The sequence below is a fragment of the Moorena sp. SIO1F2 genome (assembly GCF_010672755.1).
GTDB lineage: Bacteria > Cyanobacteriota > Cyanobacteriia > Cyanobacteriales > Coleofasciculaceae > Moorena.
The window spans coordinates 1-11,073 of sequence record NZ_JAAHFV010000218.1 but is presented as its reverse complement, the minus strand read 5'-3'; the positions used below and the strand labels follow the sequence as shown (position 1 = coordinate 11,073).

Below are 11,073 nucleotides of genomic sequence, written 5' to 3'. Positions count from 1 at the left end.
CGCTTTGCTCTGGGATTATCCTTGTTTTGATCAATCCCTTTGGTGCTATCCATGCCTAAAGCAGCTAAGGCTCTAAGTCTGGCTTGATCTTCTGCTAATTCAACGGTTTGGGCAGCAGCTAGACCAGTGACCAAAATGGTATCCTCAACTTTAACGGAGCAACGTACTATGTACTGACCATGGTCAATCGCTAAAAGATCGCTGATCAAGCTGCCTTGAGGATAACGATCTCGGAACTGAGTAAACATAAAACCATTTCCTGCCCAAATCTAAGCATTACATCATAGCATAGCTTGACCCGAGAACTGTAGCAAAGGGAACAGCTGATCTGCGGATCACCGGAACATTTCTTCCCGATTCCGTACTCCCGTTGATGTACAATAAAACATAATATAATAGAACTATCTTTGGTAAGCTGGCGCTAAATCCTTCTGTAGTTCAAGTCTTCAACAGACGTAGGAGAAAGGAATTTCAGTGGTGTTCCTGATCCAGTTGAGCAGCACAGCCAAGCAAAACCAAAGTTTCTTTTTCCCAGGCGCTCTAGGAACAGGAAATCAGAGGGCGGGTACCTCCAAGTTCCCCTCGTTGCCCACACCTACTATGTTCCACAAGAGCTGTTATCTCCTGATGTAGTCCGTTGCCTTTTAGCCTACGCAAGTCAGTATGACGATTCAGCAAATCTGAATTTAGGGCGTAAGCGTGACCAATCGGTTGCCCAATAGGTAGACTAGTAGATATAACTGGGGAATTTGGACACAGTTCCAAGGCTGACCAGACTAAGCTAAGCTTCTCTTTTGCCCCAGGGGCTAAAGCATCGGCAAAGCAAGGGGACTAAGTTACCAGCAAGCTTAATGGTTCCGAGTATTGCAGTGTCTGAACATAAGAGTTCTAACCAAAGAAACTGGGTGGCATTGGACATTCTCACTCTTGCTCTTGGAATCGGTTGCTTCTTATACATAACTGCCTGATTAGTACCCGTTTGATGACAACTTCGCCAACGAAACAATCGTCCTGGGGGCCTCAAACCGTAACTCAAAGAAGGTGCCATGGCGTTTGAATCACTGGCTATTGACCAAGCTCTGACTCAAAAATCCCGCAAGCTTTGTTAGGTGAGTCATTATCCTAAAAAGTTACCCTGACCTTAGTCTTGCTTCGGAACAAAAACAACAGAGTCGGTTAACCAGTTTAGGCAAACCATCAGTGGATACCCTTTCCTGGGAAAGAAACACAAGGGGTGGAACAAGTTCAGCTACCCGGGAATACTGATGCACTATTCTCTGCTGTTGGGGAAGTGTACACCTGGCTTGCCTTTCAATGTTCAGCCGATGACCCGATCGCATCAGGGACTGTCCTACCCTAGCGATCGCATAGTCTTAAGGGCAACAAGCAAAAACCACGATCAGACGAAAAGGATTGTTGGATGGAATTTTCAATCGCTACATTACTTTCTAATTTTACCGATGATAAACTAGTGGCACCCAAAGTCTTAGAAAAAAAACTTGGTTGCCAAGACAAAGACGGTCTCAAAAAACTCCAGATTGCCCTGGATGCACTGGAAAAATTAGGAATTCTGGTCAAAGATCGCGGCAGGTATCGGCGTGTTTATGAAGAAGATGTGGTGGAAGCCAAGCTGCGCTGTTCCAGTAAAGGCTTTTGTTTCGCCATCCAAGAAGTCGAGGGAGCCGATGATATTTACATTCGGGAGAGCAATCTGAGTACTGCCTGGAATGGCGATCGCGTCCTAGTCAAAGTTACCAAAGAAGGTAGCCGACGCCGCTCTCCTGAAGGAGAAGTGCGGTTAATTCTCGAACGGGTAAATCCTTCAGTGCTAGCGCGAGTCAAGGAAATTGGTAATGGTTACCGAGCCTTTCCCCTTGATGACCGACTCTTGTTTGAACTAGATCTTGAACCGGATGAGGAAACCTTAGACAAAGCAGTGGATCATCTGGTTCATGTAGAAGTGCTACGCTACCCCCTCGGACAAAACCCTCCCCTGGGAAAAGTTGCCCGTATTTTAGGAAGTGATGCAGAAGATGCGGCTGACACCGACATTGTCTGTTGCAAGCACGATTTACGCTCTAACTTCCCTGATGAGGTACTTCTAGCCGCTGATAACTTACCGAAAAAGCTGAAAAAATCAGACTATACCCAGCGCCTAGATTTGCGAAAAGTTCTGACCATTACCATTGAAGATAAGCTAGCTAACTCAGAGAAGGTAATTGTAGAAAACGCCTTTACTCTAGAAAAAACCGAAGCAAATCAGTGGCAACTGGGGATACATATTGCTGATGTGGCTTACTTTGTCCCTGACTCTCCCTTGGCTGATGAAGCCAGAAAAAGGGGTACAGCAGTTTATCTGTCCGATCTGATATTGCCTTTACTACCGGAAGCCGTTGCCCAGCTTTGTTCCCTAGTACCAGGTCAAGACCGCTTAACCATGTCGGTACTACTCACTCTAGACGAAGCTGGTAAGGTAGTAGAATATGAGATTCAACCGTCCATAATCCAGGTACACTACCAGCTCACTTATGAGCAGGCTCAGTCCCTTCTGGGGGGACATGAGGAAGCTGACTCAGAATTGGCACCTGTGGTGGACATACTCAAGGAACTGTTTTTTACCTTGAGTCCAGCAGTCAGGGCGCAACGAAAGCAGCGGGGTGCCTTTGACCTAAATTTGTCCCAGATTCCATACCCCTATAAAGATGAAGGAAGAGTGGGGGCTCTGGAGGTTTCTTCAACAGTACCAATGCAGTCGTTGTTGAAGGAATTAGTGATCTTAGCCAATCAAGCAATAGCTACCCATATCCAAGCCCTAGGTTTGCCAGGGATTTACTGTGTCCAGGGGCTACCGGATTGGGATGGGCTTCAGGATTTGATTAGGTTGGGCATGAATCTAGAGCTAGATATGCAGCTTGAGAAAGAGGAAACCATTACCTCTCAAGACTATCAGGGCTTTACCCAGCTATTTTCCAAATCCATAGCACCTAAAGTATTGATCTATTTGTTGTTATCAACCTTAAAACCAACAGGTTATAGTTCTAAACCAGGAGCGCACTTTGGTCTAGCATTGGATACTGGGTATACTCACGGAGTATCACCACTGAGGCGCTATGGAGATTTATGGGTACAACAGTTACTGCATTTGGTATTTGAAAAAGGAAGAGACCGTCGTTCTACCCGTTCCAAAGACCGCGTAAATCTCAATCATAGCAGCTGTCAAGGTAATATAAACTGGAATGTTTTACCACCAGAAATTCACCAAGAGTTAGAAAATCAGTTAACTACATTAATTCCCCATCTCAATGACCGTGAAAAGATCACCATGGATGCAGAGATGGATTTACAGGGGTTAAAGAAAGCTGAACAAATGAAAGAGCGTACAGGAGATATCTTCAGCGGTCTAATTACTGGGGTTCAATCCTACGGCTTTTTTGTCGAAATTGAAGACTTGTTAGTAGAAGGATTAGTTCACGTTAGCTCTCTCAAGGATGACTGGTACGAGTATCGCTCCCGTCACGCCTGCCTAGTGGGTCGCAAAAATCGCACTGCCTATCGCTTAGGCGATCGCGTCGAAGTCCAAGTCAAGAGTGTGGATTATTACCGTCAACAAATTGACCTGGTCACCGTAAGTGGCGGTAGTTTTGCTAGTAACGAAGATTTAGAGGAGTAAATTATTAGTGATTGGTTAGTAGGTTACTAGAAGGTTAACTAACCACTAACCACTAACCAATCACTACCAATGAAATCATATTAAGTCCAGTTAATCACTTATAATAGTATTGATGATAATAGGGTTAATTCCCTTTTGTTAATTAACAATTTTAAATTAAAAATTAATAAACAAATGACGAACACCCTTCAATGATAAGTATTAAACCGGACATGATTTGACTACTGACTAATGACAATTCCTTTAATTCTTGGTGTCACCGGTGCATCTGGGCTAATCTATGCTGTACGGGCTTTAAAGTATTTACTAGAGGCTGACTATGCTATTGAGCTGGTGGCATCGAAATCTACCTATATGGTTTGGCAGGCAGAGCAAAATATTCGCATGCCTCTAGAACCCGATCTACAAGAACAATTCTGGCGTCAGCAAGCGGCAGTCGATCAGGGAGGCAAACTCATTTGTCATCGGTGGGGGGATGTGGGAGCCAGCATTGCTAGTGGTTCTTTCCGTACTTTAGGAATGGTGATCATGCCCTGTAGTATGAATACCGTAGCGAAAATGGCTGCGGGCTTCAGTACTGACCTGCTGGAGCGTTCAGCAGATGTTCAAATTAAAGAAGGGCGTCAGCTAGTAATCGTACCTCGGGAAACACCCTTTAGTTTAATCCATCTGCGTAACCTGACCAGATTAGCAGAAACAGGAGTTAGAATAGTTCCAGCTATTCCCGCTTGGTACCATAACCCTCAAACCATCGAAGATTTGGTGGATTTTGTGGTAGCTCGTGCTTTAGACCAGTTAGACATTGACTGCATTCCCCTAAAACGGTGGCAGGGGAGAAGTAATGATTCCCTACTATGATAGGTAGGAAATAAAGATATCGGAAAGATGGGGGAAAATAGGGCACAGTTAGACCGAGTAGTAGGAGGCTAAATCGTCAGAGTTTTCTGCCTTGAGCCGGACATATGCTGATAAATCTTCATCACCCCTCAACCTTTAACCTATAACCTTCAATCCCTTGGTTTATGTTTAGGATTATTATATTCTTATGTTTGGTAATAGGTGGATTGGCACTGTTTGTTGTTGATAATTGGTTGCCAGTGCTACCGTTAGTCTTTCTCGGCATGAAGACACCACCTCTACCTCTAGCCTTGTGGATTGTTGGTGCCATTGGAGCTGGAGTTCTAACTAGCATCAGCCTACGACTCCCCAATTACCTGGCTTGGCGTTACTCTCGTCGAAATTCTGAACCACCAGACGACGAGCCATTATTTTCTGAATATAGCCGTCGTGAAAGTTATCAAACCCAGACGAGGCAGGATAAAACTCGTGAGCGTCCAGCCTCGAAACAAACGTCAAAAGATGATACAAGCTCGGATTGGGAAGAAAGTAGTAGTCAAGAGTGGGAGTTTGAGGAAGATCAGAATTCAGATCGAGTTTCATCAGGTCGCCAAGGGGTTAAGCAAGATTCGACCTCACACACCACTAAAGGGGATCCCACTAGCTATGACCTGAGCGAAGAACCCGAAAGTAGTGATCAAAGTGGCTCTGTTTATTCCTATAGTTATCGCAAACCTGGTAATTCAGGTGTTGGTAAATCCGAAACAGTTTACGATGCCAAGTATCGAGTAATTAATCCACCTTACAAGAAAGTAGCTAAGCAGCCTGAAGAGGATGAAGAGGACTGGGGGTTTGAGGATGATGAAGACTTTGAATAACCTTACTGACGGTTGATTTTCTGGCTCGTTGGAGAGAGTTTGAGACGGAATTGAATACCCCGTCCTCTTAGGTCGGGGATTAATTTTCCCAGTGTGGTGTTAATTTGACACTCCCCGGTCTAAAGACGCGGGGATTCCTAGATCTACGACCGGCCTTAAACCTCCGTATCCTTGCGGCAATACCTAAACCAAAAACCCGTCAAGACCAAGATTTCAGTTCAGTTTACGAAAGACCCAGCGGGCTAGTCTCCTTAGACGTTTGGTTACTTTTTGGTGAGTGCCTTATAGAGTCCGTTACTCCCCTGTTTCACCTGGTTTCGGCGTGCCCCGCCGTACCGTTGTTTTCTCAAGCTGTGCTTTGCTGGGTTCACACACCGATTGTTAGTCGATGATTGGGTTTTTAAGGAGGACTTTCCCTACCCTCCGGGCATTTCTTCTTTAAGGTCAAGCAGTGGCGGGTCTCTCTCCCGGTTGCGCCTCGGATTTTCAGCCTGTACCCATATCTAAATAGTACCCTTTTGCCAAAATAGTTGAGACGGGTGGCTAAAGCCACTATTCGCTTTCATCCCGGAGACGAAACCTTAGAATAGGGCAGCCTTTATGGTTGGTCGGCTATGAGTAAAAAGGTTAAAACTTTATGATTAAGGCTGCCCTATTCTTGCGGTAACTTCTAACCCGCTTTAAAAAGACGGGGTTTTCAGCGTTTAGACGCTGATAAGAAATAAGGGTCTCAAAAAAAAACTGGGTATTGACCCTACCAGCTACCGACCGTGCGGGGGAAAGTTACGCCCAGGTCGATAACAGCCAATTAGGTTGTGCCTGAGAATCCCCATTCCGGCGACGGATGGGGAAGTTCAAGACTAGCATAACAATAGCAGCCAAGGCAGTGAAAGGTCACTTCTTGGCTGTCACTGTTAGATAGTTACTCAATAATTATCCATTTGGGTAACATACTCCCACACTGACAAGTACGGTTCAGTGTGTGCTTCTTAGCAACTCCAGCTATTGCGAACGGATACACGGGTTACTTTATTAACGACACGGTCAGAAGTTACCGCAAGAATAGGGCAGCCTTTATGGTTAGTCGGTTATGCGTAAAGGGTTAAAACTTTATGATTAAGGCTGCCCTATTCTAAGGTTTCGTCTCCGGGATGCCCCGACCCGCCGGAACAATACAATAAGTTCTATTTTTAAGCACGTAGGTGGCGGTTAGCTCTTAATTTATTTTCCCTACTATTATAAACTATTATAAACCCTGTCCGCAATTCATCTGACACTTATGCTGCGCATGTTCGATGTGAGCCATAAGAGCGGATGAAGCTAATTGTTCATTTGTTCGCGAGATTGCTGTCTCACGCGACCAGTCATAGCGGCTTCTTGTAAGACCATAAAGGCATCCAGATCCGCCAAATCGTACTTTTTATGTTTTTGATGAAGCATCCTGCGTAATTTATCCTCGGCTTCTATGGTAAGATAACCGGTGGTGAGAGCTTGTTTGACAATGTCACGAATTAGCAACATTTACTTTGTTACCCCTACTATAGATGGAGTGACCACTAGTGAAAACCAGTAGATCGGTTCCACTAGTTGATAGTTTTGTGAAACACCGAAATCAGCTGCTTCATCAGGTAGTTGAGCGCCAGGGATTAGAAACTATGCGTTATACATATTTGAGTCTCCCTGGTCTAAAAAATTGAGGATTATTTTACCCTCGTGCCAAGCTTGGACTTTTATTCAGTCCAGAGCCTGACCAGTCTTACGGTGGTCAAACACCGCTTACCCAGTCGGCTTAGGTCTAAGCCGTTAGTTTCTGGCTATTTTTATAATGATGGCGGTTTTAACCGCCTTGTCTTGCTTCCTCCGCCACATAGCCACATGAATTATGACGGTTTCCACGTTCCCGTTGTCTTGATGCAGTCGCAGATGAGCAAAACCACGGCAGTTGCTCATAGGGAGAGGCTGTGTGCTAAGGCTTACCGAAGCACCAAAGTCAGGCCCAGTGGTTACCCCCTTTGGCCTCACTGGCTCCCCAAAACCACGGTACATCGATTTTTTTGGGATGAAGTTTAGATGAAGCTATTGTGGATAATAACATAAATGTGAAAGGCTGTCTCCCAGTGGGAACCCTATAGTGGTACGGTTTATTAAGTGAACTAAGGGTAATCACTGATTAAACTGGAGAGGGCATGCGTGAATGACTTGTTGAAGGGCATCAATGTTTTTATGATTGGCATGATGGGCGCTGGCAAAACTACTGTTGGAGGTTTACTAGCTAGTGAGCTAGGCTATGGTTTTTGTGATACAGATGCCCTGATTGAGCAAATTGCAGGTAAAACGATTAACCAGATATTTGCTGACGACGGTGAAGAAGTCTTTCGACAGCTGGAGACTCAGGTACTCTCGGAACTATCGGCTTATCAGCAATTGATTGTTGCTACAGGAGGCGGTATTGTAATTAAACCCCAGAATTGGAGTTATCTGCATTATGGTCTGGTGGTCTGGTTGGATGTGCCTGTGGCAATGTTAATCGAACGCTTGCAAGAGGATACCACTCGCCCCTTATTACAGAAACCTGATCCTGCTTTAGAATTGCAGAAAATTCTTGACCAAAGACGGAGTCTTTATGAATTAGCTGACCTTCACATCTGTCAACAATCTGGGCAGACTGCACCAGAGGTGGCTTCACGAGTTATTACAGAGATTCCGAAAGTTCTTAAAAAATCTACACAAAAAAATTAGGGTCGTTTTAGAGCCATTCATTATTGTTGGGATAGGCGTTTGACTGGTTTACCCCCTAATAAGTTATGGGCATCTTCCAGAAAAGCTGGTATTAGATCAGCATGAGGACTTTTACGCAAACATTGGCTCAGGTCTAATTCTCTGACCCGATTGGCTTGGGCACCAGGAAACCAGTGACCCGCATTAGTTAGGAGGTTGTAGCGTATTTTTGCATACTCAAGCAGATCGTACGCGATCGCTAAATTCCTCAACCACAAAATCACTGGAATATTTATACCACCTGGGGTTTCTGAATGGGTGGGTAAACCAATGTGCCAACTTCGGAACCAGTCTTCTCCCAATTTTGCGATCGCTTCTGACTCCAAACGCTCTAAAATCGGTGGTAATATTTCCTCTGAGTGCTCCAGAAGTTCTACAGCTTTGAGGTGTTCATCAAAATCTGATGGTCGAGATGCGCCTAGACTCAAGGTATGGACCTGGGGATGGCTCAAACAAAACAAATCATTAAACACCATTGGGCTAAGGGGAGCACAAAGTTCCACTAACCGTTGTGGTGGTTTATAGAGCATACCCCCTTTATCGGAAGGGCTAATGATGAACACCCCCATATCGTGACGAGTAGCGGCTTCAATAGCAGGCCAATTTAACTGATTAATGTAATACCAGTGCAGGTTAACGTAGTCAAACTGGTCGGTTTCAATGGTGTTAACAATTACATCTGTAGGACCATGGGTGGAGAAGCCAATAAACCGTACCTTACCCTCTGCTTGAAGCTGTCGCGCCACATCTAAATAACCACCGGGACGGATAGTATCATCTAGCAACTCAGGGGTATTAATCCCATGGATTCCCAGTAGGTCAACATAGTCAAGTTGTAGGAAAGCGAGGGATTGATTAAACTTACGACGAAACTCTTTGGGGTCAGGCTTAGGAGTAACTTTAGTCTGAACAATCAGTTGTTCTCGGGGAAATTTGGGCAAAATCTCTCCTAATTGCATCTCAGAAGTACCATAGCCACGAGCAGTTTCTATGTGATGAATGCCAACTTCTAAAGAACGACGGATTGTTGCTTCGACATTCTGTTGATGATCTCGGGGAATTTGCTCCTTGGGAACATCCTGCCACTTGAACTGGTATCGCATACCACCACAGGAAAAGACTGGCATCTGTAACTCTGTACGCCCAAATCTTCGATATTGCATCATAAACGTGCTTTGAATCACCCAGCTGCTAGTGTCTGCTCTTTGTCCATCTAACTACTTTTACATTACTTGACAACGTCAGCATTCAGCCGTCAGTATTCAGCCATCAACATTCAGCCGTCAGCATTAAGCCGTTAGCATTCCGTAACTCAGCATTATTCGAATGCTTACCTGTTGTCTTGATCCAATAGCGAGTGGTTTTGGGTCTGTGTGGGTCACCTGCGTCCGCACCGCTGTTTGCCCCGTGGAAACCACGCCAGTTGCTAATAGGGGGAACCCCCACAGGTCGGCACTGGCTCACGGTCATCTCAAGCACCATTAGCAAGTTCAGGTGACGTGACCTCCCCTGTTCCGAAGCTGCATCGCTGATTCAAAGGCTGACAGCTGACAGCTGACGGCTGAATGCTTACCAGCCTCGAATGTTAAGCCAATCGGATCTAGAGTTTACCAAGCTAGTCAGGTACAATGAGGATACCTCAGATAATTCTGCTCAAGAACCATGAAAGCCTACTCTGTTGATCTTAGACAAAAAATTATTGATGCTTATAATCAAGGCAATATCTCTCAACGTAAGCTTGCTCAACAGTTTAATGTTGCCTTAAGCTTTGTTCAAAAATTACTCAAACAGTATCGAGAAACCGGAAATATTGCTCCCAAAGTTCGAACTAAACAAACTCCGATAAAACTTACCCCAGAGCAATTAGCTATTCTCCGAGATCTGGTCATCAAAAACAATGATGCTACCTTAGATGAACTCCGGATTTGGTTAGCGGAAGAAACGGGAGTTTTAATTGGTCGTTCCACAGTCGATAGAATGATTAAACGTTTGAATTTAACCCGTAAAAGAAACCATAGACGCCACAAACAAAAATAAATAGGCACAAATAAATTCAAAAATAATCTTTATATAGCACTACGCATTCAGATGTTTGACATTCCTAAACTCCGAAACTCAGTCATAGCTGACTTCTGACTTCTGACTTCTGACTTCTGACTTCTGACTTCTGACTTCTGACTTCTGACTTCTGACTTGGGCGTAGCGCTATATTTCATGGATAATGGGTACTGGGGCAATGGGGAATAGTAATCAGATTAATGATACCCCATTACCTCATCCCAATTACCAAAATTGTAAGCGGTCAGCAGTCAGCGGTCAGCTTAAAATAAACCTCATTTGGGAGAATTTAAAGGTGCGCTTGACCCATTAAGAATTAAATTTGCCACGGGTCGCACTTAATAGTTCGAGATTTTATCGAATTCAAAGTCTCGGTAGTAAGCATGCAGCCGTCAGCTGATAGCTGATAGCACCATCTGTAGCACCATCTGTAGCACCATATGTAGGCCATTAGCTGATAGCTGATAGCTGATAGCTGACTGCTTACCCAAAATTTAGGGACTATTTGATAAGTGATTAACCAGACTTAATCTCAAATATCTTGAGCTGCCCGCTGAATCAGATGACGAGCAACAGTTTGAATCCCAGTATGCTCATAACAATTAGTGCTAGCGTCTAGAAATGCCGCTACATAGTCTAACTTGTCATCAGCAACTTCTATGAAGCCACCCAGACGCTCAAAAAGTGACTCAGGGCTTAACCCAGTAGAGGAAATTAAATTATTCATCCAGTCACCAACTTCATCAAAGGTGTTACTGATAAATCCCTGTTTATCGGATTCAGGAATTGAGTCACTGAGGGCTTCAAAGGCAGGATTATCTTCTAGAGCGGACTCCCCTCCTTCATCCAGGA

General features: G+C 44.6%; 11 protein-coding genes and 2 pseudogenes. 6 read left to right on the top strand and 7 right to left on the bottom strand.

Annotation, left to right across the window (positions count from 1 at the left end):
* Together F6J94_RS22310 and F6J94_RS22305 are read right to left on the bottom strand one after the other, a co-directional pair.
* A pseudogene (locus F6J94_RS22310) lies at positions 1-248 on the bottom strand (hypothetical protein); the annotation flags it as partial.
* Positions 249-540: 292 nt separating this feature from the next.
* Positions 541-765 carry a hypothetical protein gene (locus F6J94_RS22305; protein WP_293027050.1) on the bottom strand — a complete coding sequence of 75 codons (225 nt, stop codon included), beginning with the start codon at positions 763-765 and terminating at the stop codon, positions 541-543.
* Between the two features lie 469 nt (positions 766-1,234).
* On the opposite strand from F6J94_RS22305, the gene F6J94_RS22300 reads away from it, so the two are divergent.
* The 4 genes from F6J94_RS22300 to F6J94_RS22285 all read left to right on the top strand — a co-directional run bounded on the left by F6J94_RS22300 (position 1,235) and on the right by F6J94_RS22285 (position 5,385).
* Positions 1,235-1,360 carry a hypothetical protein gene (locus tag F6J94_RS22300; RefSeq protein WP_293027053.1) on the top strand — a complete coding sequence of 42 codons (126 nt, stop codon included), beginning with the start codon at positions 1,235-1,237 and terminating at the stop codon, positions 1,358-1,360.
* 60 nt (positions 1,361-1,420) lie between these two features.
* Positions 1,421-3,670, top strand: coding sequence for a ribonuclease R family protein (locus tag F6J94_RS22295; RefSeq protein ID WP_293044235.1), 2,250 nt, complete (start codon positions 1,421-1,423; stop codon positions 3,668-3,670).
* A gap of 231 nt (positions 3,671-3,901) precedes the next feature.
* On the top strand, positions 3,902-4,528 hold the full coding sequence (locus F6J94_RS22290; RefSeq protein WP_293027061.1) for a flavin prenyltransferase UbiX: 627 nt from the start codon (positions 3,902-3,904) through the stop codon (positions 4,526-4,528).
* Positions 4,529-4,734: 206 nt separating this feature from the next.
* On the top strand, positions 4,735-5,385 hold the full coding sequence (locus F6J94_RS22285; RefSeq protein ID WP_293044233.1) for a hypothetical protein: 651 nt from the start codon (positions 4,735-4,737) through the stop codon (positions 5,383-5,385).
* Positions 5,386-6,705: 1,320 nt separating this feature from the next.
* Here F6J94_RS22285 and F6J94_RS22280 read toward each other — a convergent pair.
* Complete coding sequence (locus F6J94_RS22280; RefSeq protein ID WP_293027068.1) at positions 6,706-6,906, bottom strand: hypothetical protein; 201 nt, start codon at positions 6,904-6,906, stop codon at positions 6,706-6,708.
* Positions 6,907-7,188: 282 nt separating this feature from the next.
* Positions 7,189-7,431: a hypothetical protein gene (locus F6J94_RS22275; protein WP_293044230.1), complete on the bottom strand. Its 243-nt coding sequence runs from the start codon at positions 7,429-7,431 to the stop codon at positions 7,189-7,191.
* 144 nt (positions 7,432-7,575) lie between these two features.
* Between F6J94_RS22275 and F6J94_RS22270 the strand changes: the two genes are divergently transcribed.
* On the top strand, positions 7,576-8,124 hold the full coding sequence (locus tag F6J94_RS22270) for a shikimate kinase (protein ID WP_293044228.1): 549 nt from the start codon (positions 7,576-7,578) through the stop codon (positions 8,122-8,124).
* Between the two features lie 20 nt (positions 8,125-8,144).
* On the opposite strand, the gene F6J94_RS22265 is transcribed toward F6J94_RS22270, so the two are convergent.
* Positions 8,145-9,326 (bottom strand): aldo/keto reductase, encoded by a 1,182-nt coding sequence (locus F6J94_RS22265; RefSeq protein WP_293044237.1) that lies wholly within the window; start codon positions 9,324-9,326, stop codon positions 8,145-8,147.
* Between the two features lie 499 nt (positions 9,327-9,825).
* On the opposite strand from F6J94_RS22265, the gene F6J94_RS22260 reads away from it, so the two are divergent.
* Positions 9,826-10,200, top strand: coding sequence for a transposase (locus F6J94_RS22260; RefSeq protein ID WP_293044226.1), 375 nt, complete (start codon positions 9,826-9,828; stop codon positions 10,198-10,200).
* A gap of 47 nt (positions 10,201-10,247) precedes the next feature.
* On the opposite strand, the gene F6J94_RS22255 is transcribed toward F6J94_RS22260, so the two are convergent.
* Both F6J94_RS22255 and F6J94_RS22250 read right to left on the bottom strand, forming a co-directional pair.
* Positions 10,248-10,400 carry a hypothetical protein gene (locus F6J94_RS22255; RefSeq protein ID WP_293027081.1) on the bottom strand — a complete coding sequence of 51 codons (153 nt, stop codon included), beginning with the start codon at positions 10,398-10,400 and terminating at the stop codon, positions 10,248-10,250.
* 353 nt (positions 10,401-10,753) lie between these two features.
* Positions 10,754-11,073 (bottom strand): annotated as a pseudogene (locus F6J94_RS22250) (hypothetical protein); the annotation flags it as partial.

Excerpts from the sequence above, each read along its gene's own strand:
- F6J94_RS22295 (WP_293044235.1), top strand. The coding sequence starts at position 1,421 with ATGGAATTTTCAATCGCTACATTACTTTCTAATTTTACCGATGATAAA.
- F6J94_RS22290 (WP_293027061.1), top strand. The coding sequence starts at position 3,902 with ATGACAATTCCTTTAATTCTTGGTGTCACCGGTGCATCTGGGCTAATC.
- F6J94_RS22280 (WP_293027068.1), bottom strand. The coding sequence starts at position 6,906 with ATGTTGCTAATTCGTGACATTGTCAAACAAGCTCTCACCACCGGTTAT.
- F6J94_RS22275 (WP_293044230.1), bottom strand. The coding sequence starts at position 7,431 with ATGTACCGTGGTTTTGGGGAGCCAGTGAGGCCAAAGGGGGTAACCACT.
- F6J94_RS22265 (WP_293044237.1), bottom strand. The coding sequence starts at position 9,326 with ATGCAATATCGAAGATTTGGGCGTACAGAGTTACAGATGCCAGTCTTT.
- F6J94_RS22260 (WP_293044226.1), top strand. The coding sequence starts at position 9,826 with ATGAAAGCCTACTCTGTTGATCTTAGACAAAAAATTATTGATGCTTAT.